General features: G+C 65.2%; 20 protein-coding genes. 12 read left to right on the top strand and 8 right to left on the bottom strand.

The genetic code is table 11. The features are described 5' to 3' along the window. Positions 1 to 17: 17 nt before the first annotated feature. Positions 18 to 1163 carry a lycopene cyclase family protein gene (locus J1M87_RS05725; protein WP_206488545.1) on the bottom strand — a complete coding sequence of 382 codons (1146 nt, stop codon included), beginning with the start codon at positions 1161 to 1163 and terminating at the stop codon, positions 18 to 20. Beyond that, a complete protein-coding gene (locus tag J1M87_RS05730) occupies positions 1160 to 1945 on the bottom strand; it encodes an SDR family oxidoreductase (RefSeq protein ID WP_206488546.1) in 786 nt (261 codons plus the stop codon). The genes J1M87_RS05725 and J1M87_RS05730 overlap by 4 nt, the downstream gene beginning before the upstream one ends. 155 nt (positions 1946 to 2100) lie before the next feature. On the opposite strand from J1M87_RS05730, the gene J1M87_RS05735 reads away from it, so the two are divergent. Beyond that, positions 2101 to 3732, top strand: coding sequence for an ABC-F family ATP-binding cassette domain-containing protein (locus J1M87_RS05735; RefSeq protein ID WP_206488547.1), 1632 nt, complete (start codon positions 2101 to 2103; stop codon positions 3730 to 3732). 18 nt (positions 3733 to 3750) lie between these two features. Here the strand turns inward: J1M87_RS05735 and J1M87_RS05740 are convergent, their stop codons facing one another. Together J1M87_RS05740 and J1M87_RS05745 are read right to left on the bottom strand one after the other, a co-directional pair. Further along, positions 3751 to 4317 carry a TetR/AcrR family transcriptional regulator gene (locus J1M87_RS05740; protein ID WP_206488548.1) on the bottom strand — a complete coding sequence of 189 codons (567 nt, stop codon included), beginning with the start codon at positions 4315 to 4317 and terminating at the stop codon, positions 3751 to 3753. A 114-nt stretch (positions 4318 to 4431) separates the two neighbouring features. Further along, entirely contained in the window at positions 4432 to 7242 is a 2811-nt protein-coding gene (locus tag J1M87_RS05745) for an aconitate hydratase (RefSeq protein WP_206488549.1), read from the bottom strand. A 346-nt stretch (positions 7243 to 7588) separates the two neighbouring features. Between J1M87_RS05745 and J1M87_RS05750 the strand changes: the two genes are divergently transcribed. The 8 genes from J1M87_RS05750 to J1M87_RS05785 all read left to right on the top strand — a co-directional run bounded on the left by J1M87_RS05750 (position 7589) and on the right by J1M87_RS05785 (position 16449). After that, complete coding sequence (locus tag J1M87_RS05750; RefSeq protein ID WP_206488550.1) at positions 7589 to 8131, top strand: DUF6676 family protein; 543 nt, start codon at positions 7589 to 7591, stop codon at positions 8129 to 8131. A gap of 436 nt (positions 8132 to 8567) precedes the next feature. Further along, positions 8568 to 10094: an NlpC/P60 family protein gene (locus J1M87_RS05755; protein ID WP_374222353.1), complete on the top strand. Its 1527-nt coding sequence runs from the start codon at positions 8568 to 8570 to the stop codon at positions 10092 to 10094. 258 nt (positions 10095 to 10352) lie between these two features. Next, positions 10353 to 11594, top strand: a complete 1242-nt coding sequence (locus J1M87_RS05760) for a MoxR family ATPase (protein WP_206488795.1) — start codon at positions 10353 to 10355, stop codon at positions 11592 to 11594. Beyond that, the gene (locus J1M87_RS05765; protein ID WP_206488551.1) at positions 11591 to 12589 is read left to right on the top strand and encodes a DUF58 domain-containing protein; all 999 of its coding nucleotides are present in this window, start codon (positions 11591 to 11593) and stop codon (positions 12587 to 12589) included. Before J1M87_RS05760 ends, J1M87_RS05765 begins: the two co-directional genes overlap by 4 nt. Beyond that, the gene (locus J1M87_RS05770) at positions 12586 to 13578 is read left to right on the top strand and encodes a VWA domain-containing protein (protein ID WP_206488552.1); all 993 of its coding nucleotides are present in this window, start codon (positions 12586 to 12588) and stop codon (positions 13576 to 13578) included. The genes J1M87_RS05765 and J1M87_RS05770 overlap by 4 nt, the downstream gene beginning before the upstream one ends. 66 nt (positions 13579 to 13644) lie before the next feature. Further along, entirely contained in the window at positions 13645 to 14367 is a 723-nt protein-coding gene (gene fabG1, locus J1M87_RS05775; RefSeq protein ID WP_206488553.1) for a 3-oxoacyl-ACP reductase FabG1, read from the top strand. 72 nt (positions 14368 to 14439) lie between these two features. After that, the gene (gene inhA, locus J1M87_RS05780) at positions 14440 to 15264 is read left to right on the top strand and encodes an NADH-dependent enoyl-ACP reductase InhA (protein WP_206488554.1); all 825 of its coding nucleotides are present in this window, start codon (positions 14440 to 14442) and stop codon (positions 15262 to 15264) included. 102 nt (positions 15265 to 15366) lie between these two features. Next, positions 15367 to 16449, top strand: coding sequence for a ferrochelatase (locus tag J1M87_RS05785; protein ID WP_206488555.1), 1083 nt, complete (start codon positions 15367 to 15369; stop codon positions 16447 to 16449). Positions 16450 to 16474: 25 nt separating this feature from the next. Here J1M87_RS05785 and J1M87_RS05790 read toward each other — a convergent pair whose 3' ends face one another. Then, positions 16475 to 17305: a hypothetical protein gene (locus J1M87_RS05790; RefSeq protein ID WP_206488556.1), complete on the bottom strand. Its 831-nt coding sequence runs from the start codon at positions 17303 to 17305 to the stop codon at positions 16475 to 16477. Between the two features lie 75 nt (positions 17306 to 17380). On the opposite strand from J1M87_RS05790, the gene J1M87_RS05795 reads away from it, so the two are divergent. The 3 genes from J1M87_RS05795 to J1M87_RS05805 are packed head-to-tail and all read left to right on the top strand — an operon-like array spanning position 17381 to position 19866. Then, entirely contained in the window at positions 17381 to 18199 is an 819-nt protein-coding gene (locus J1M87_RS05795) for a DUF3097 domain-containing protein (protein WP_206488796.1), read from the top strand. A gap of 47 nt (positions 18200 to 18246) precedes the next feature. Beyond that, positions 18247 to 18678: an NfeD family protein gene (locus tag J1M87_RS05800; RefSeq protein ID WP_206488557.1), complete on the top strand. Its 432-nt coding sequence runs from the start codon at positions 18247 to 18249 to the stop codon at positions 18676 to 18678. Positions 18679 to 18681: 3 nt separating this feature from the next. Next, positions 18682 to 19866 (top strand): SPFH domain-containing protein, encoded by a 1185-nt coding sequence (locus J1M87_RS05805; RefSeq protein ID WP_206488558.1) that lies wholly within the window; start codon positions 18682 to 18684, stop codon positions 19864 to 19866. A gap of 14 nt (positions 19867 to 19880) precedes the next feature. On the opposite strand, the gene J1M87_RS05810 is transcribed toward J1M87_RS05805, so the two are convergent. From J1M87_RS05810 to J1M87_RS05820, 3 genes are read right to left on the bottom strand one after another with little or no spacing between them, the layout of a single operon-like run. Continuing rightward, a complete protein-coding gene (locus tag J1M87_RS05810) occupies positions 19881 to 20387 on the bottom strand; it encodes a hypothetical protein (protein WP_206488559.1) in 507 nt (168 codons plus the stop codon). Further along, positions 20384 to 20983 (bottom strand): hypothetical protein, encoded by a 600-nt coding sequence (locus J1M87_RS05815; protein WP_206488560.1) that lies wholly within the window; start codon positions 20981 to 20983, stop codon positions 20384 to 20386. Before J1M87_RS05815 ends, J1M87_RS05810 begins: the two co-directional genes overlap by 4 nt. Before the next feature lie 31 nt (positions 20984 to 21014). Beyond that, positions 21015 to 21731 carry a TVP38/TMEM64 family protein gene (locus J1M87_RS05820; RefSeq protein WP_206488561.1) on the bottom strand — a complete coding sequence of 239 codons (717 nt, stop codon included), beginning with the start codon at positions 21729 to 21731 and terminating at the stop codon, positions 21015 to 21017. Positions 21732 to 21862: the final 131 nt, after the last annotated feature.

Consider the following 21862-nt stretch of genomic DNA (forward strand, 5'->3'; position numbering starts at 1 on the left):
ACCGTTGGGACGAAAAGTCAACGGCTGTGCAGTGGTCGCGCTACCGTGCGCGCGATAGCAATCCTGGCGGAGGGCGACAGTGTGGGAAACATCTTCAGCATCGCGGTCATAGTGCCGACAGCGTCGTCGTGTCCGGAGAGATACGAGCGCTGCAGTTCGACCGGAAGCGAGAAGAAGCTGGAGAAGAACTGCGGCACCATCTCCGGTTGGAGATTCAATGCGGTGCGGAGCCCGAGATTACGGAGCTTCTGAACCGTCCACAGGCGCACCGGGTACCTTCGCCGCGACCGGGCACCGCCGCGGAACCGCTCGACCAGCTGATCCGCTGAGGCGAGCGATGCTGCCACGCTGTATCCCGTCGCCGGGTGCATCAGATTCGATCGAGAACCGAACAGAACCGGACCGCCTCGGCCGGCTCGCAGCCGTGACCGTGGTGGCGGTTCGACCGAGAAACGCACTCGTTCGACGTCCTCGTTGCCGGTCGGTTGCAGGTTGCGGTGGGTCAGCCGATGGAGCAATCGGGTCCGGAGAACCGCGAGATCGAGAGCGGGCCGCCCCACCAGACAGGTCTCTTCGAGCAGGATCCGATCCTCGTCGAGCGCAACGGCGTACAGAAAGCTGGGTGCTTCGTCGGGGTGCGCGCCGTTGTCGTTGCGCCAGTCCATGAACCAGGCGTCCGAGCCTTCGAGGATCGGTTCGCCGCGTCGTCGCTCGAAGACGAGGCCGTATGCCGTCTGCTGCGCGAGGTCGCGGGAATCGAGCGTTCCGCGGGCGTCGACGACGTGGCCGGCATCGAGGGTCGTCCCATCGGCCGTCGTCACGCGAGATCCTGTGACGTCGATGGCCGTCCCTGCCAGTACTCGCACCTGGTCGATGGTCAGGGCTGTCTGCAACGCACGGGTGTCCAACACGCAGTACATGCGATCGATGATCCGGCGGCGGTCGGTCCATACCGCAGGCTCGGCGGCCCGCGATGCGATCGTCGATTCCGGTAGCCACGACGGCAGCTCGTCGGCCCAGGCCGCGTACGTCGGCGTCCAGGTCCGCATCGGGTGCGGGTCGAGGGCGACCACATCCAGGCCCGCGGCGGCGCAACGATGCGCGAGGGCCCTGCCTGCCGGGCCGAGCCCGACCACCGCGACGTCGGCCGAAAGCTTGCTCACATTCCGCCGGTGGCGAGCAACCCACCGTCCACACGCACGGTCTCACCGGTGATCCACGAGGAAGAGTCCGAGGCGAGGAAGGCGACCAGCTGAGCCACGTCCTCGGGGTTCCCGAGGCGCTTCATCGGGTAGCCGGCCGATGCTGCGTCCTCTCCGCCTGCGACCAGGGCCTCCGCGAACTTGGTCTTCACAACCCCCGGTGCGACGGCATTGACGCGGATCTTCGGGCCCAGCTGCCAGGCAAGTTCCTCGGTGAGGCGGATCAGGGCGGCCTTGGATGCTCCGTACGCAGCAATCACGCCGGTGGAGCGGATTCCCGCCACACTCGCGATATTGACGACTGCGCCGCCGTGTTCGCCCATCCAGGCGTGAAAGGCCTGCTGGACGAACCCGAGAGTGGCCACGACGTTGGTGTCGAAGATTTTGCGCACACCCTCGAGGTCTGCGTCCATCAGCGATCCGTAGACCGGGTTGATTCCGGTGTTGTTGACGAGGATGTCCAGCGAACCGAATGTCTCGATGGTCTTCGCCACCGCGCTGCGTCGGTGCTCCGGGTCGCCCGCGTTGCCGTCGAGCGCGAGAACGGCGTCGCCCAGTTCGGCTGCCGTCGCCGTCAGAGGTTCGCGTTTGCGTGCGGTGATCGCCACGTTCGCGCCGCGGGCGAGAAGCTCGGCGGCGATGGCTCTGCCGATGCCGCGGCTGGCTCCGGTGACGAGTGCGGTGCGTCCGGTGAGATCGAGGGTGGTGCTGGATGTGGTGCCTGTTTCGGGAGCGTCGGTCATCGATCAGACGTTACCGGTGTCACCGTGGATCCTGGGGTAGGGCATGTCGATGCTGAGCTAAAATGGAAGTTTGCTGTGCCGCCCTGGCGGTACGGCTGTGTTCGCTCGTCGGTCGACGGGCGAGGATCTGTACGGCAATCGCTAGGAGCTCACGCGTGATCACCGCCACCGACCTGGAAGTTCGTGCCGGTGTGCGGACCCTTCTATCCACCGAGGGGCCCGCGCTCCGCGTGCAGTCGGGAGACCGCATCGGGTTGGTCGGCCGCAACGGAGCAGGTAAGACGACCACGCTGCGAATTCTGGCCGGCGAGGGCGAGCCGTATGCCGGTGAGGTCGTGCGCACCGGGGACCTCGGTTATCTTCCGCAGGACCCCAAAGAAGGCGATCTCGACGTGCTGGCCAAGGACCGTGTGCTCTCTGCCCGCGGCCTCGATACGTTGCTGCACCGGATGGAAAAGCAGCAGGCACTGATGGCCGAGGTGGCCGACGAAGCATTGCTCGACAAGGCCGTGCGCAAATACGGTGAGCTGGAGGAGCGGTTCGCGTCGCTCGGCGGATACGAGGCCGAGAGCGAAGCGGCACGAATCTGCAACAGCCTGGGTCTGCCCGACCGAATTCTCGGACAGGCTCTCAGGACGTTGTCCGGCGGTCAGCGTCGCCGAGTGGAATTGGCTCGAATTCTGTTTGCCGCGTCCGACGGGAGCGGTGGACGCTCGAACACCACGTTGCTGCTCGACGAGCCGACCAACCACCTCGACGCGGATTCGATCACCTGGCTGCGCGGCTTTCTGCAGAACCACGAGGGCGGGCTCATCGTCATCAGTCACGATGTGGAACTGCTGGGCGATGTCGTCAACCGAGTGTGGTTCCTCGACGCTGTGCGCGGCGAGGCCGACATCTACAACATGAACTGGAAGAAGTACCTCGACGCGCGCGCCACGGACGAGCAGCGGCGCCGACGCGAACGCGCGAACGCGGAGAAGAAGGCCGGTGCGCTGCGCGTCCAGGCCGCGAAAATGGGGGCCAAGGCGACGAAGGCCGTTGCCGCACAGAATATGGCGAAGCGGGCAGACAAGCTGCTCGCCAATCTCGATGCCGAGCGCGTGTCGGACAAGGTCGCGCACATTCGTTTCCCCGAGCCCGCACCGTGTGGCAAGACGCCGTTGATGGCGAAGAACCTGACCAAGATGTACGGGTCTCTCGAGATCTTCGCCGGAGTCGATCTGGCGATCGACCGTGGCAGTCGAGTGGTGGTGCTCGGACTCAACGGTGCGGGCAAGACGACCCTGCTGCGGATTCTGGCCGGTACCGAAAAAGCCGACACCGGAGAGATCGAACCCGGCCACGGTATGCGCGTCGGGTACTTCGCGCAGGAGCACGACACGCTCGACGACCACGCTTCGGTATGGGAGAACATCCGACACGCGGCACCCGATACCGGGGAGCAGGAACTGCGCTCGCTGCTCGGCGCGTTCATGTTCACCGGCCCCCAGCTCGAGCAGCCGGCCGGAACCTTGTCCGGCGGTGAGAAGACGCGTCTCGCATTGGCCGGGTTGGTCTCCTCGGCCGCGAACGTGTTGCTGCTCGACGAGCCGACCAACAACCTCGATCCGATCTCACGCGAACAGGTGCTCGACGCGCTGCGCAGTTACAAGGGTGCCGTCGTTCTCGTCACCCACGATCCCGGTGCTGCCGAGGCACTCTCACCGGAGCGGGTGATTCTGCTTCCCGACGGTACCGAGGACCACTGGTCGCAGGACTACCTGGAACTGATTCAGCTGGCCTGAGCCCGGCATCGGTCCTGCTCAGTCTCGTCGGCGGACCGACTCCTCGACCAGATCGAGGATTGCCGCCAGGTTCGTTCCGCCTTGCCCGGACGCGATGCGGGCCACCAAGCCGTCGAGGACGAGATCGAGATAATCGGCCAGGACGTCGTTGGGTACGTCGTCACGTAGCCTTCCGGCCGTTTTCTGACGCTCCAGTCGTCCGAGTGTGGCGTCGGTCAGTTCTGCCGATCGCTCGGCCCAGCTGGTCCGAAAATCGGCGTCGGTGCGCAATCTACGGGTGATCTCGAGCCGCGTCCCCAGCCACTCGAATTGCTCGGGGCGATCGAGCATGTCTCGCATCACCTGGACCAGACCCTGAGTAGCGGCAACCTCGGCCATGCGCCGGGCGTCTTCCTGCGCCAACGCCAGAAAGAGGCCGTCCTTGTCTTTGAAGTGGTGAAAAATTGCTCCACGCGACAAGCCGGTCGCCTCTTCGAGACGCCGTACCGTGGCACCCTCGTAGCCGAATTCGCCGAAGCACTTGCGCGCGCCGTCGAGAATTTCGCTCCGGCGAGCGGCCAGATGGTCTTCGCTGACCTTGGGCACGTGTCGATTCCTACTTTCGATGGACAGGCCCCGACCGATACGGCGATGGGCCCGGAAACACGATCACGGTTCCGGGCCCATCGCTGTGCGAGGCGTACGTCAGACGACGTGTACTCAGCCTCTGATCATGTTGCGCAGCACGTACTGCAGGATGCCGCCGTTGCGGTAGTAATCGGCTTCACCCGGGGTGTCGATACGAACGACGGCGTCGAACTCGACCTTGGTGCCATCGCTCTTGGTGGCGGTGACGGCCATGGTCTTCGGCGTCGTGCCCTCGTTCAGCTTCGCGACGCCGACGATGTCGAAGGTCTCGGTGCCGTCGAGCTTGAGCGACGACGCGCTCTCACCGGCCGGGAACTGCAGGGGAACGACGCCCATGCCGATGAGGTTGGAGCGGTGAATGCGCTCGAACGACTCGGTGATGACGGCCTTGACGCCCAGGAGCGAGGTGCCCTTGGCCGCCCAGTCACGGGAGGATCCGCTGCCGTACTCCTTGCCGCCCAGGACGACCAGCGGGATGCCGGCCTTCTGGTAGTTCTGCGACGCGTCGTAGATGAAGGACTGCGGTCCACCGTCCTGCGTGAAGTCACGGGTGTAGCCACCCGAGACGTCGTCGAGGAGCTGGTTCCTGAGGCGAATGTTCGCGAAGGTTCCGCGAATCATGACCTCGTGGTTACCGCGCCGCGAGCCGAGCGAGTTGTAGTCCTTGCGCTCGACACCGTGCGAATCAAGGTACTGCGCCGCGGGCGTACCCGACTTGATGGGACCGGCCGGGCTGATGTGGTCGGTGGTGACCGAGTCGCCGAGCAGTGCCAACACGCGGGCACCGGTGATGTCCTCGACCGGGGCCGGGTCCATCGTCATGCCGTCGAAGTACGGAGGCTTACGCACGTACGTGGACTCGGGGTCCCACTCGAACGTATCGCCCTCGGGAGTCGACAGGTTCTGCCACCGGCTGTCGCCTGCGAAGATGGTCTCGTAGGACTTGCTGAACATGTCCCGGTCGATCGAGGACTGGATGGTCTCCTCGATCTCCTGTGCGGACGGCCAGATGTCCTTCAGGAACACGGGATTGCCCTCGTGGTCCTCGCCCAGTGCGTCGGTCTCGAAGTCGAAGTCCATCGTGCCCGCCAGGCCGTACGCGATGACCAGCGGCGGCGAAGCCAGGTAGTTCATCTTCACGTCGGGGGAGATGCGGCCTTCGAAGTTGCGGTTGCCCGACAGCACTGCGGTGACCGAGAGGTCGTTGTCGTTGATCGCCTTCGAGATCGGCTCGAGCAGTGGACCGGTGTTGCCGATACACGTGGTGCAGCCGTATCCGCCGAGGTAGTAGCCGAGCTTCTCGAGGTACGGCCACAGGCCGGCCTTCTCGTAGTAGTCGGTGACGACCTGCGAACCGGGTGCCATGTTGGTCTTGACCCAGGGCTTGGTGGACAGGCCCTTCTCCACGGCGTTGCGAGCGAGCAGTGCCGCGCCGAGCATGACCGACGGGTTCGAGGTGTTGGTGCAGGAGGTGATGCCTGCAACCACGACGGCACCGTGATCGAGAACGAATTCCCCGGCCTCGTCGGTGGTGACCCGGATCGGCTTGCTCGGGCGGCCTTCGGAACCGTAGGCGGCAGAGCGAACGTCGACCGAGTCCTCTTCGGCGAAGCTCAGCGATGCGGAATCACTGGCCGGGAACGACTCGTCGAGTGCCTCGTCGAGCTTGGTCTCACCCTCGTGCGCCGGGTGGTTCTCCTCGACGTAGTTGTGGATGTCCTTGCGGAACGCAACCTTGGAATCGGACAACAGGATTCGGTCCTGCGGGCGCTTCGGGCCTGCGATGGACGGGACGACCGTGTTCAGGTCGAGCTCGATGTACTCGGAGTACACGGCCTCGTTCTTCGGGTCGTGCCACATGCCCTGTTCCTTGGCGTACGCCTCGACGAGAGCGAGCTGCTCGTCGCTGCGGCCGGTGAGGCGCAGGTAGTTGATGGTCTCCTCGTCGATCGGGAAGATCGCTGCGGTGGAACCGAACTCGGGGCTCATGTTGCCCAGGGTGGCGCGGTTCGCGAGCGGAACCTCGGCCACGCCCTCGCCGTAGAATTCGACGAACTTGCCGACGACGCCGTGCTTGCGCAGCATCTCGGTGGCGGTCAGCACCACGTCGGTGGCCGTGACGCCGGGCTGGATCTCACCGGAGAGCTTGAAACCGACGACGCGGGGGATGAGCATCGAGACCGGCTGGCCGAGCATGGCGGCCTCGGCTTCGATGCCGCCGACGCCCCAGCCGAGCACGCCGAGGCCGTTGACCATCGTCGTGTGCGAGTCGGTGCCGACGCAGGTGTCCGGGTAGGCCTGGCCCTTGCGGGTCATCACGGTCGGTGCCAGGTATTCGATGTTGACCTGGTGCACGATTCCCATGCCGGGCGGGACGACCTTGAAGTCGTCGAAGGCGCCCTGGCCCCAACGCAGGAACTGGTATCGCTCGCCGTTGCGCTCGTACTCGAGGTCGACATTGCGCTCCAGTGCATCCGCTCGGCCGAAGACGTCGAGGATGACCGAGTGGTCGATGACCATGTCGGCGGGGGAGAGGGGGTTGACCTTGTTGGGGTCGCCGCCCAAGGTGGTGACGGCTTCACGCATCGTCGCAAGGTCGACGATGCACGGCACACCCGTGAAGTCCTGCATGATGACGCGCGCGGGGGTGAACTGGATTTCGATGCTCGGATCGGCGGATGGGTCCCACGATGCGATCGAGCGAATGTGGTCGGCGGTGATGTTGGCACCGTCCTCGGTGCGAAGGAGGTTCTCCGCGAGGACCTTCAGTGCGTAGGGCAGCTTCTCGGCACCGGGCAAGGCCGACAGTCGGAAGATCTCGTACGAGTTCTCGCCGACTTCGAGGGTGCCCTTTGCACCGAATGAATCATTACTTGCGGTCACTTCAGCTCCACTCGTCTATGCGGCACACCGCCGACGGGGCTGTGTCGACGGTTGAAGCGAGGCATTGTCCGAGGGTCTCGGCCTCGATTCTCGGGCTGAGAGTTCGGGGCGGACGCTCGATCGATGTCTCGTTGGAAGTCTAACAGTACGCTTGTCCTGTGAAGACCTGCGGTCCGAGTCTCCGGGTGTGTCGAGAGACGAACCCGCATGACGATCCTCACGCAGTGGTCCGCGCCGCGCAATGAAGGGCGTCCTCAGTTTCGATGTCGATGCCGCAGGCCTACCCGGCCGGGCCGAGACCGTCACGTAGGGTTCGACTCGATTGTTCCTACCGACTGGACGAGAGATGTCTGATCCGATTCACGCTGTTTCCCCACTTGCCACCGATATCCCGGCAGGTCTGGACGTCGACAGCATCGTCGCCACCGTCCGCGAATCCCGCGTGAGCGCGCCTGCCGACGAGGAAGCAGGGTTGTCTGCCGCGGTGGCACGCGCCGAGGATCACGGAATCGACCTGTCCATCGTGATAGTGCCGAACGACCCGCGTCACGACTCGCAACTGCGCGATCTCGCCACTGCGGTCGGTGCGCGCGAAGGCGGGACCGTCCTGGTGCTCAGTCCGGGACAGGTGGGCACCTTCAGTGACTCCATCAGTCGGGTCACCCTCGAAGCCGGACAGGACCGCACCTACACCGGCAATCATGTCGTCGCTGCCGACAACTTCGTCGACACGCTCGTCGACGACCAGACCCCGTGGGGCTTGCTCACCGGTGGTCTCGTGGTTGTCGTTGCCGCCGTGGCGACCCTGACGGCCGTGGTCAAGGCACGCAGATATCGCTCTGCCGCAGCCTCGACCGAAGCCGCGGAGCGAGACTCCGCCGAGCGCTGAACGAGATGTGAACAAGCGCTGAACCCACGCGCCGTCGTGTCGTTCGACTGACCGACGCACACCTCGCCCGAGTCGGTCTCGATCCCGGCCCGAGGGCCACGCGAAAAAGTCGAAAAAATTGTTTTCGGTAAACGCCGAGTTCACGGCGTCGTGCCTGGTCGAATCACAAATGTGTCATTTGTGACTGGAGTTTCTTTAGGGTGCAAAGTGTCGTACGGTGCCATTGGCACTGCTGGGGAAGGAGTGTCGCAGAAGGCGGTTGTCATCCGTGGGGAACTCGGGAGGCCACTGCTTCGGGTGTGACTGACGTGGTACACACCTGTCGTATCGCTGCGTGTTTCTTTCCTGCCCGACGAAACGCTCACCGCCCACTGCGATCGGGGTGGAGGACGGGGAGCACCTCGACGGCACGACGGTTCGACGCGAACCCGAGTGAATGCCGGACCCGAGGGAGACATTCGTGATCCGACGTCACATCCGCGGCACTCACCGCAGAGCGGTGATCCGTACCCGATTCGTGCTGGTGGGCGCAGGCCTCGTGCTCGCATTGATGGCCACCCTGCCGGGCGTTGCCGCCGCAGTACCACCGCCACCGCCCAATCCCTCGGACAGCGACCTCGCCGCTGCAGGCAGCGCCGTCGACTCGCGACTGGGTCAGGTGGGCCAGTTGATCGACGCGATCGCGTCCGCCAATCAGCAGCTCGCGCAACTCGACGACGAAGTCGCCTCGAAGCGCGAGGGCGTCAACAAAGCTCTGGTCGATCTGCAGAATGCACGCGACGCAGCCGATGTCGCAGCGGCGGTGGTGAGCGCAGCCCAGCAGGCGCTGGCAGATGCCGGAACCCAGATCCAGGCAGCGCAACGCAAGTTCGACGAATTCGCGAAGTCCAGTTACACCCAGGGGTCCGGCGTCGCGTCGATGGCCTCGTTCCTCGGTTCCAGCGGACCCGAGGACATCCTCGACCGCGCCCAGGTGCTCAGGGTGCTCTCGAGCAGTCAGAACGCCGTGCTCGACGGTTTGCAGCGGGCACGTACCGAGCAGGCCAACCGCGAGTCGGCCGCACGTGAATCCAAGCAACAGGCCGACGCAGCAGCATCGGAAGCCGAGACCAAGAAGGCCGAGGCCGAGCAGGCCATCGCCGAGGCGCAGGCGGCACTGCAGACCGAGGCCGACCGTAAAGCGGCGATCGAATCGCAGCGTGACGCAGCGCAGTCGGAGCTCGATCTCGCGCGATCCAATGTGGCTGGGCTGCAGGATCAGCGGGCCGCGTACGGTGCCTGGGAAGCGCAGAAAGCGGCCGAGGACGCTGCAGCGGCTGCTGCAGCAGCCGCCGCACGTGAAGCCGCGGCGCAGGCAGCTGCCCGGGTGTCGGCAAATCTCGCGGCTCAGCAGCGCGCGGCAGCCATCGCCGAGGGCCAGCGATCACATGTCGACGTCGACGAGGATTCGAGTTCGTCGACGAACAATTCGAGCGGCACTACTGCGACCACGCCGACACCTACCAAGCCGAAAAAGCCCACGACCCCCTCTGTGACGGGAAGTGCTGCAGTCGAGCTGGCCATCGACCGCGGTATGAGCCAACTCGGAGTTCCCTATTCCTGGGGTGGCGGCGACGAGAACGGCCCGACGAAAGGCATCAGGGACGGCGGAGTCGCCGACAGCTACGGCGACTACAACAAGGTCGGCTTCGATTGCTCGGGCCTGATGATCTACGCCTTCGCCGGACTCGGCATCTCGTTGCCGCACTACACCGGCTACCAGTACACGGCCGGTAAGCAAGTTCCGTCCTCGGAGATGAAACGCGGCGACATGATCTTCTACGGCCCCAACGCCAGCCAGCACGTCGCGCTCTACCTCGGAAACGGCAAGATGCTCGAGGCTCCGCAATCGGGCTCGGTGGTCAAGGTGTCCGATGTGCGTTACAGCGGCATGACCCCCTATGCAGTGCGAATGGTCTCCTGAGCGAGCCACATCTGCGGCATCTCTTCGCACCACACGTGCCCGGGGTCGTTGCGCCGGCTCCGCTTGGGGGTGCCTTTCGGCGCGCTCGACGATGACCTGGAATAGTTGATCGCGGCGGTGTCGAAACGCGCCCGACGATGATCGACTGAAAGCGGTGAATTCTTGGTGACATCACGTGACGGCCGGATTTCGAACGACGAGGACTCGACGCGAGCCGAGCCCTCGACACCGAATCCACAGGGTGGGGAGCCGAAGCGGGTGGACAGCCCAGGCTTGGCCGAGGACGTTCAGCTCCTCGAGAAGGCCGTGTACGAGGTCAAGCGGGTGATCGTCGGCCAGGACCGCCTGGTCGAGCGAATCCTGGTGGGACTCCTCGCCCGCGGGCACGTCCTCCTCGAGGGTGTTCCCGGCGTCGCCAAGACCTTGGCCGTCGAGACGTTCGCGAGGGTCGTGGGCGGTTCGTTCTCGCGAGTCCAGTTCACCCCGGACCTGGTGCCGACCGATCTCGTCGGCACTCGCATCTACCGCCAGGGCCGGGAGGAGTTCGACACCGAACTCGGACCTGTCGTGGCGAACTTCGTCCTGGCCGACGAGATCAACCGCGCACCTGCGAAGGTCCAGTCGGCATTGCTCGAGGTCATGGCCGAGCGACACGTGACGATCGGCGGCAAGACGTTCCCGATGCCAGACCCGTTCCTGGTGATGGCGACTCAGAACCCCATCGAGAACGAGGGGGTCTATCCCCTTCCGGAAGCTCAGCGCGACAGATTCCTGTTCAAGATCGTCGTCGACTACCCGACGGTCGAAGAAGAACGCGAGATCGTCTATCGGATGGGCATCAAGGCACCGGAGCCGAAGCAGATCCTCGACCCGAGCGAACTGATTCGGCTGCAGAATCTGGCCGGCTCGGTGTTCGTCCACCATGCGCTCGTCGACTACGTCGTGCGGGTCATCTCCGCCACCCGTACCCCCGAGCAGTTCGGTCTGGACGACGTGGCCAACTGGATCGCCTACGGTGCCTCTCCCCGTGCGACGCTGGGCATCATCGCGGCATCGAGAGCACTCGCACTGCTGCGCGGCCGCGATTACGTGGTTCCACAAGACGTGCTCGAAGTCATTCCCGACGTACTCCGGCATCGCCTGGTGCTGTCCTACGACGCTCTCGCGGACGAGGTGACGCCCGAGACGGTCATCTCTCGTGTGCTGCAGACCGTCGGCCTGCCTCAGGTGTCTCCACAGGCAGTGCCCGTCCAGCACGGCAACGGGGCCGGTTCGGACGCTCCGCACTTCGACGGACGCCAAGGCGGACCTCAGGGGCAGTACCCGGCCCAAGGGCCCTTGCCCGCCCCCGGCCAGTTCCCTGCTCCGGGTCAGTTCCCCGGACATGGACAGGTCCCCGGGGCCCAGCAGCACCCACAGGGTGGTCAGTTCGGGCAACCGGCACCGGCGATGCAGAAGCCGTCCGGTGACGGATCCTCGATCGGTACGCAGGGTCAGTGAGCGGATCCGACACCGCTCCAGTGACCGAGGGCCGTGCCGTCGGTTCACGGCCGCCCTCGTTCCGATCCGGTGAGTTGCGGGACCCGAAACTGGCAGCGGCATTGCGAACGTTGGAGCTGACGGTGCGCCGTCGGCTGGACGGCGTTCTGCACGGCGATCACTTCGGGCTGATTCCCGGCCCCGGTTCCGAACCCGGTGACGCCCGGGAATATCAACCCGGTGACGACGTTCGGCAGATGGATTGGTCGGTGACCGCGCGCACCACCCACCCGCACGTGCGTCAGTCCATCGCCGACCGCGAGCTCGAGACGTGGCTCGTGGTGGATTTGTCGGCCAGCCTGGATTTCGGTACGGCAGGGTGCGAGAAGCGAGACCTTGCGGTCGCGGCCTCGGCGGCGATCACTCATCTGACCGGCGGCGGCGGAAATCGAATCGGAGCGGTGGTGGCCACCGGCGCCACCACGACGCGCATCCCGGCTCGCGGTGGCCGGACACATACCCAGTCGATGCTCAGAGCCATCGCCACGACGCCGTCCGCAACCGACGGTGTGCGCGGCGACCTGCGAGCGGCGGTCGAGGCTCTGCGTAGACCCGAACGTCGGCGTGGGATGGCCGTGGTGATCAGTGACTTCCTCGGTCCCATCGACTGGGAGCGGTCGCTGCGCGCCATCTCGGCCCGACACGATGTGTTGGCCGTGGAGGTACTTGATCCGCGCGACCTGGAGTTGCCCGACGTCGGTGATGTGGTGTTGCACGATCCGGAATCGGGCCGTACCCGCGAATTCAGCACGACCCCACGGCTGCGTGCAGATTTCGCGCGCGCAGCGGCAGCGCACCGCGACGAGGTGGAGAAGGCGCTCCGGCGGTGCGGTGCACCTCGACTGACGCTGCGTACCGACGGTGACTGGATCGCCGATGTCGTCAGGTTCGTCACCGCACGCAGGCACACCATCGGTGCCGGTTTCACCAATACCGCTCGGGCGGGTTCGCGATGAGCCTGACCGATTTCGCGTCGCCGTGGTGGCTCGGGTTTCTCCTCGTCGTCATCGCGCTGACCGCAGGCTACATCTGGGTCCAACGACGCAAGCAGAAGCACGTTCTGCGTTTTTCCAACATGGAACTGCTCGAGTCCGTCGCGCCTGTGCGGCAGAACCGGTTGCGACATCTACCCACCGCGCTGGTGCTGGTCGGTCTGATGTTCCTCACCGTCGCGCTGGCAGGTCCGACCGCGGACGAGCGCGTCCCACGCAACCGCGCGACCGTCATGCTCGTGATCGACGTGTCACTGTCGATGGAGGCCACCGATGTCGAGCCGAGCCGCCTGGCCGCTGCGCAGGATGCGGCGAAGTCCTTCGCCGATGGTCTGACTCCCGGCATCAATCTCGGGTTGGTCGCGTTCGCAGGCACTGCGTCCGTCTTGGTTTCTCCGACAGCCAATCGCGAAGCCACCAAGTCCGCGATCGACAAATTGCAGCTCAGTGAGCGAACGGCGACCGGTGAGGCGATCTTCACCTCACTCCAGTCGATCGACACTCTCGGGGCGATACTCGGCGGCGGTGACGCGGCGCCACCCGCTCGTATCGTGCTGCTCTCCGACGGCAAGCAGACGGTGCCGCAGAATCTCGACGACCCCCGGGGCGGCTACACCGCTGCACGTGCCGCCAAGGACAAGGGCGTGCCGATCTCCACGATCTCGTTCGGTACCAGCTACGGCTCCGTCGAAATCGACGGCGACGGCGGCCCCGAACGGGTTCCGGTACCGGTCGACGACCCGTCCTTGCGAGAGATCGCAGAGCTCTCGGGCGGTAGCTTCTTCACTGCCTCGTCGATCGAGGACTTGCGTCAGGTGTACGACACCTTGGAGGAGCAGATCGGTTTCGAGATCACCCGCGGGGACGCTTCTCGTCCGTGGCTGATTCTCGGGGTGCTGTTCATCTCGTCGGGGTTGGGTTCGGCATTGGTGATGCGGCAGAGATTGCCGTGATCGCTGTTATTACTCACCAGTAAGTTTCGCTTTGTCATTCCAGGACGAACAGATAGGTTGCTAGGCATGTCCACACCTGACTTCATCGCGCGATCGGTACTCGTCACCGGAGGTAACCGGGGTATCGGTCTGGCCATCGCCCAACGACTCAGTGCCGACGGACACAAGGTGGCCGTCACCCACCGCGGCTCCGGGGCTCCCGACGGATTGCTCGGGGTCGTCTGCGACGTCACCGACTCCGCCTCCGTCGACGCCGCCTTCAAGGAGGTCGAGGAAAAGCACGGGCCCGTCGAGGTTCTCGTGGCCAATGCCGGCATCACCGACGACACCCTGTTGATGCGGATGACCGAGGACCAGTTCCAACGTGTGATCGATGCGAACTTGACAGGTGCCTTCCGTGTTGCCAAGCGCGCCAACCGCGCCATGCTGCGTGCGCGTTGGGGCCGGATGGTCTTCCTCAGTTCGGTCGTCGCCCTCGGCGGTGGGCCGGGTCAGATCAATTACGCAGCGTCCAAAGCCGGTGTCATCGGCATGGCTCGGTCGATCACGCGCGAACTCGGTTCGCGGTCGATCACGGCGAACGTCGTGTCTCCGGGATTCATCGAAACGGACATGACCGCGGAGCTGTCCGACGATCTCCGCGACAAGGCGAAAGAGTTCATTCCCCTTCAACGACTCGGCCAGCCCGAGGACGTCGCCGCAGTGGTGAGCTTCCTCGCGGGCCCGGACTCGGGTTACGTGTCCGGTGCCGTTATTCCCGTCGACGGCGGTATGGGCATGGGCCACTGAGAGTTCTTCAAGCACAAAACTTTTCGGCTGAACATCATAGATTCTCATCGTCGAGGTAAGGAACACAGCACTATGGGCGGATTGCTCGAAGGCAAGACGATTCTGATCACCGGCATCATCACCGATGCCTCCATCGCATTCCACGCTGCTGCCATGGCGCAGGACCAGGGCGCGAAGGTGATCATCACCGGTTTCGATCGGCTCCGGCTCATCGACCGCATCGCGCAACGTCTGCCCAAGGAGGTGCCCCCGGCGATCGAGCTCGACGCCACCAACGAGGAGCACCTCGCTGCGTTGGCCGATCGCGTCCGCGAGGTGGCACCCGAGGGCATCGACGGGGTTCTGCATTCGATCGCGTTCGCGCCCCGCACCCTGATGGGCCCGGATGCCAAGCCGTTCCTCGACGGTCCCGGCCCCGATGCCGCGAAGGCCTTCGAGATCTCGGCGTGGAGCTACGCGTCGCTGGCGCGTGCGGTGCTGCCGGTCATGAACGAGGGCGGCTCCATCGTCGGTATGGATTTCGACCCCCGCACGTCGATGCCGTACTACAACTGGATGGGCGTGGCCAAGGCCGCACTCGAATCGGTCAATCGCTACGTCGCCCGGGAAGTGGGCGCTGCCAAGCGTATTCGATCCAACCTCGTCGCTGCCGGGCCCATCAAGACCCTCGCCGCCAAGGCGATCGCCGGTACGGCAACCGACGATGCCGCGAAGATGAACCAACTGAACGTCTACTGGGACGGCGCTGCCCCCATCGGCTGGGACGTCAACGACCCGACCGTCGTGGCCAAGTCCATCGTCGCGTTGCTCTCGGATTGGCTGCCCGGCACCACCGGGTCCATCGTCTACGTCGACGGCGGAGCCAGCCACAACACGTATCTGCCCGACAACATGTGACGCCGCGGTGGGCGGAACCGTACGTTGTCTCGCTCACCGTTGGTTTCGTTCGCAGGTCGGACCTGTGTCGAGGCCGGTCTGCGACAGGGGCACAATGGATTGATGACCACCCCTGGAGAATTCGACGCGCTGTTGGTGCTCTCGTTCGGCGGCCCGGAACAGCCGAGCGACGTTCGTCCGTTCCTGGAGAACGTCACTCGCGGACGCGGTGTGCCGCCGGAGCGTCTGGACTCCGTCGTCGAGCACTACATGCACTTCGGTGGAGTGTCTCCGATCAACGAGCTCAATCGTGAGATCATCGCGGCCCTTCGCGCCGAATTCGATTCGGCGGGAATCGATCTGCCGATCTACTTCGGAAATCGCAACTGGCACCCGATGATCGAGGACACCGTTGCGGCCATGACAGCGGACGGGGTCCGATCGGCGCTGGTGTTTCCGACCTCGGCGTGGGGCGGCTACTCCGGGTGCAGGCAGTACCACGAGGACATCGCTCGCGCTCGCGCCGCAGTCGGCGAGGACGCACCACACCTGCTCAAGATCCGGCAGTACTACGACCATCCGTTGATGGTCGACGCCTTCACCGACGCCGTTGCGGCCGCGCGTGCTTCGCTGCCCGATCAGTGCCGCGCCGGTGCTCGGCTGGTCTTCACCGCGCACTCGATTCCCTCTGCCGCCGACGCCAACGCCGGTCCTCCCGAGGATGGCGGCCACCTCTACAGTCGCCAGGTGGCCGAGGCATCGCGACTGGTCGCGGCCGCGTCCGGCGTCGAGGACTACGACCTGGTGTGGCAGTCCCGTTCCGGACCACCGCAGGTTCCGTGGCTCGACCCCGATATCTGTGATCACCTCGAAGCGCTCTCGGCACGGTCGGTCGAGGCGGTGATCGTGTGTCCGATCGGATTCGTCTCCGATCATCTCGAGGTGGTGTGGGATCTCGATACCGAGGCCGAGGAGAAGGCCCGTGAACTCGGAATGGAGTTGGTCCGCGCCGGCACTCCCGGATCGGATGCGCGCTTTCCGATGATGATCCGTGAACTCGTCGAGGAATATCGCGTCGGCGGACAGTGCCGCCGCCTGGGCCGCGTGCCCGGCTACGGCTCCACTCTCGACGGCGTCCGCTGCGCCGTCGGCTGCTGCGAACAACCGACCAGACCGGCTCGTCCTGCGGCGGCGGCCACCCGCTAGCGGCCGCTCCAACCGTCGAGGGGCATCACGCGGAGTGCAGTGCCGCGTCGATGCTCGTCGCGACAGCGATGGTGCGAGCGGTGCGCACTGCCGCCCACAACGGTCGAAGGAGTTCCTCGCGCGCGGCCGCACCCGTCGCGGTGGGGGCCTCCGAGGGGGCGGACCCGGACGCTACGGTCAGAATGGCCGCTACCCGATCGGCCGTTTCCAGGACCCGAAATGCCCTGTCGGACATCTCGGCTGGGTAGCGGTGGCGGGCCGCTTCGGCCATCAGCGCGGCGATGCGGGTGCGGGGATCGCCGTCGAGCGTTCGGGTGGGCAGTGCCTGCATCTGCGCCAGCGCATCCGCCGCGCCGCGTACGGCCTCGCGCATCTCGTATTCGGCCTCACCCAAGCCCTGTTCGCGGTGACCGTGCTCGGGAACGACAATCGAATACACCGTCCAGCGCAGCACATCGGGGCCCTCGACTACTGGCACCAGTCCGATTCCCGGGCAGCCGGAAGTTCCGACGGTCACCGCTTGGCCCGAGTTCAGCGCCGCGCGTGAGAAGTCGGTGTTCGCGGGCAATCCGGTCACCGCACCGGGAGCAGGCAAGACGAGCCGGACCGTTTCCTCGCCGACGGCCGGTTGTGGCACCGTACCTGCGGTTGCCCTGATCGCCTGCAGCAGTCCGGCGATGGATTCGGCGTAACCGGGGTGCGGCAACCCGAAGGCCTCGGCCGCGGTCGCATCGCCCGCACCGACGAGATGCATCGGAGCCCACTCGAACATGGCGTCGATGACGTCGTCCGGTGAGCTGGCACCGGCCAGCCAGGAACTGGTCCACAGGGCGAGGCTTGCACTGGAAGAACACACGACTCACGAGCATAGGTCGGCGTGGCGAACTGTGCTCGGGCACCGGTATCGCTAGCGTTGTTCGCCGTGAACGACATGTACGGCGGAGACATTCTCAAAGGGCACAGTCGGATGCGCAAGGTCCCGGCACCGGAGGTGTCGGCCGAGCGTGGACTGGTGGTCGAGGATGCCGGTTCAGGTTATTGCGGGGCGGTGGTCGGGTTCGAGCGCACCTACGACGGCGACTTCGTTCGACTCGAGGACGGTGCCCGCACGACTCGTCTGTTCGCCCTGCGCGAGGCGGCATTCCTGATCGACGGACGTCGAGTGACTCTGATCCGTCCGAAGCCTGCCGCTGCGGCGCGACAGCAGACGCGCTCGGCCTCCGGTTCGACCAAGGTCGAGGGCCTGCGGGCTCGGACGGCACGTGCGAGTCGGATCTGGGTCGAGGGTGTGCACGACGCGGCCCTCGTGGAAAGTGTGTGGGGGCACGATCTTCGGGTGGAGGGCGTGGTCGTCGAGCATCTGGAGGGTCTCGACAATCTGGGGGAGCGGTTGGCCGAGTTCGGTCCGGGGCCGGGGCGTCGCGTCGGAGTTCTGGTGGATCACCTGGTGACCGGCTCGAAGGAATCGGCGTTGACGAGGTCGCTCGGCGAACATGTGCTCGTCACCGGTCATCCGTTCATCGATGTCTGGCAGGCGGTCAAGCCGTCCGCCGTGGGTATCGCTGCGTGGCCGAGGATTCCACGCGGCGAGGACTGGAAGACGGGGATCTGTCGGGAGCTGGGCTGGGGAAGTCCGCGAGAGGGCTGGCGGCGGGTGTACTCGTCGGTGTCGAGCTTTCGGGATCTCGAGGCACCGTTGATCGGGGCTGTCGAACAACTGGTCGACTTCGTCACCGAACAGCCCTCCTGAGCAGCTGATCCACCGCCGGATGTCCGTTTCGTGTCAGGATGGAGGCTGTGGCAGCGATCATTTGGCTCATAGCGGCAGTGGTACTGGCCGGTGCCGAAGCAATGACAGGCGACTTCTTTCTTCTGATGATCGCCGGTGGTGCCCTGGGCACTGCGGGCGTCTCGGCTCTGACCGATTTCCCGGTGTGGGTCGATGCGATCGTCTTCGGTGTGCTTTCACTGGCATTGGTGCTCGGGTTGAGGCCGATTCTGTTGCGGCGCTTCGCACATCCGCCCGATACTCCGATGGGCGTGGCCGCGCTCACCGGAAAGAGTGCGGTCGTTCTCGAACAGATCACTGCCCACGAAGGTCAGATCAAGCTCGGTGGTGAGGTGTGGTCCGCTCGTCCTCTCGACGAGACCGAGGTCTACGCCCCTGGTACCACCGTGACCGTGATGGAAATTGACGGCGCTACCGCCGTCGTATGGAAGGGACCGTAGCCAGTGGAAGCACTCATCGCACTGGCTGTCATCGTCGCGTTCGTCGCGGTGCTGATGGCCAAGTCCATCTCGATCGTTCCGCAGGCCGACGCCGCCGTCATCGAACGGCTCGGCCGTTACACGCGCACCGTGTCCGGCCAGCTGACGTTCCTCGTGCCGTTCGTCGACCGCATTCGCGCCAAGGTCGATCTACGCGAGCGGGTCGTGTCGTTTCCCCCTCAGCCGGTGATCACCAAGGACAACCTGACGGTGTCGATCGACACCGTCGTCTATTTCCAGGTGACCAACCCGCAGTCGGCCGTGTACGAGATCAACAACTACATCGTCGGTGTCGAGCAGTTGACCACCACCACTCTGCGTAACGTCGTCGGCGGCATGACGCTGGAGGAAACCCTCACCTCGCGTGATTCGATCAACGGCCAACTGCGCGTCGTGCTGGACGAGGCGACCGGCCGTTGGGGTCTGCGTGTGGCTCGAGTCGAGCTCAAGAGCATCGATCCGCCACCGTCGATCCAGGAGTCGATGGAGAAGCAGATGAAGGCCGATCGTGAGAAGCGAGCGACCATCCTCACCGCCGAGGGACATCGTGAGTCGGCGATCAAGACGGCCGAGGGCGACAAGCAGAGTCGAATTCTCGCGGCCGAGGGTGGCAAGCAGGCAGCCATCCTCACCGCGGAGGGTGAGCGGCAGTCTCGGATACTGCGGGCGCAGGGTGACCGGGCCGCGAAGTACCTCGAAGCGCAGGGCCAGGCCAAGGCTATCGAGAAGGTGTTCGGTGCCATCAAGGCAGGCAAGCCGACGCCAGAACTGCTCGCGTATCAGTACATGCAGACGCTGCCGCAGATGGCGCAGGGTGATGCGAACAAGGTGTGGATGATCCCGAGCGATTTCGGCGATGCACTCAAGGGATTCGCCAAGACTCTCGGTGCGCCCGGAGAGGACGGGGTGTTCCGGTACGAGCCCAACGAATCGGACGGCAACGAGCCCAAGCCCGAGGACGACTCGGACGAGGTCGCCGAATGGTTCGAGACCAAGACCGATCCGGCGGTGGCCGAGGCGGTCAAGGCGGCAGAGGCGGTGGCGCGCAAGCCGGTCGACACCTCGTTGGCGGCGGCCCCTGAGCTGTCGAAGGGATTGGACATCGGTGCTCTGTCGGCGTCGCCGAAGGCGGAGCCGGAACAGCGCTGAGGCACGGCTTTCGGTCAGTTGATCAGAGCGGTGCCCACGCCGCCTGCTGCCAGTGCCCACAGCACACTGGCGAAGGTGCCGATGATGAATTGTTCGGAAGCGTGGGACTCGCGGAGTTCGGGGTAGCGCGCGAGTCCCTTGACGGCCAGCACGATGGCGATGCCCTCCGGCCAACCGGCGAGGATCGACACTGCCACGGCCACGCGTTCGAGGACGCCGATGATCAGTCCTCCACGGAGCGGCTCGACCGGATCTTCTCCGGTCGAGTCGTTCTGTCGTCGGGCGACCCGAAATACCGTCGGTACGGCCGCGGTGCCGCCCATCGCGGCGGCGAGCACGCTGAGGACTATCCCGACGGCGTGGCCGAGACCGTAGGCAGGCCCGGCCACGATCGCCAGGATCGCCGCGACGGCCAGGAGTGTCGTTGCGATCGTCGTGGGTAGCCACCGGCGAGCGCCGGTGCTGGGGACGACCGCGGCGAGTGCGGCCAGTGCGAGAAGAACGAGGGCGATGATGATCATGGCCGGTGACTTCCTGTGGTGTTCGCGGCGTCGAGCAGTCGAGCGGCGAGGGTACGGCCTGCGGTTTCGATGTGCCAGCCGGCGACCGAGAGCCGTTGTGACATTGCTTGCTTGCTGATTTTCAACTGTTCTGCTGCGTCGGTTTGCGACAGTCCGCGAGCCATGAGCGCGACCGCTTCCCGGCCGGGATCCGTGCGTCGATCGATGAGCAGGGCCACCAGGGTCGATGCCGTCTCCGCGTCCTCTGCTGCGGCGGGGTCGGGTCCGCTGACGGCAAGCGCCACGGGTGCGTTCTTTGCTCTGTTCACGGCTTCACGAGCTGCCTCGAAGGCCGGCCCGCGGCCCGCGCGCGTGGTTTCCGGGAGTGGAAGCTCGACGGGCCCGATGCCGATTCCCACGGTCCAGTGCCGTGTGGATATCAGTTCGAGGGCGATGGTCACGACGGTGTCTGCGTTGTCGGATACCGCCTGTACTTCGTCGCCTGCGGTGCGATCGAAGGGCCGAATCAGCTGGTGTTCGCGATATCGGTCGAGGAGTTCGGGCACCCGGTCGATATCGCGTCTACTGCGACGTTGGTCCACGGTCAGCACGAACATGTGACAAGGTTAGATCGTTGATACCAGTTGGTCAAGCTTCCAGACTTGATTGCTGAGAGTCAAGCTTCTGGACTTGACCACCTCCCTCGGATTCGGACTCGAGGCCCGACTTGCGCGACAGTCGCCAGTCGACGAACAGGCCGGTGAGGCCGATCGCGATGCACACCGCGGACACCACCAACAGTGCTGGATGCGAATTGCCTCCGATGGCTCCGCCGATCAGGACTATCCCGAGAGTGCCCGGCAGCATGCCTGCCGCCGTTGCCGCCGCGAACGGCACAACACGCACCGCCGACACACCGCAGGCATAGTTCACCAACGAGAAGGGCACCGGAGCGATCAGCCGCAGTGAGCCCACAGCGAGCCACCCACGTCGGCGCAGGCTGTCGTCGATCGAGTCCAGGGCCGAGTGCGACATCCGTGCTGCCACTGCTTCCCGACCGATCGCACGGACCAGAAGCAGAGCCACGATCGCGCTGACCGTCGACGCCCCGATGGTGACTGCCAAACCGGTCAGCGGTCCGAACAGGACTCCGGCGCTGAGCGTGAACAAGGTTCTCGGCACCGGCGCGATGGTGACGAGCGCATGGACCGCGCAGAACACGAGCGGGAACGCAGGACCGACGGATATGCCCCATTGGCGAATCTGATCGATACTCGGATGAGGTACCAACACGGCCACGAGGGCGAAGACGATGATCATCACCACCAACGCGAGCAGTCGGAGGTCGCGCAGGTGCCGGGTCACGAGAGGTCAGCGTACCGGCGTGAAGTGACACTCGGTTTCTTCTGGACAGCCGAACCGTGCCACCGCGGACCTCGAACGCTGCGCCGGCAGCACCGAACGTGAGGTGAACCTCACGATAGCCTGCAACGAAG

Origin of the sequence: Rhodococcus sp. KRD162, assembly GCF_017168335.1 — a bacterium.
GTDB lineage: Bacteria > Actinomycetota > Actinomycetes > Mycobacteriales > Mycobacteriaceae > Rhodococcoides.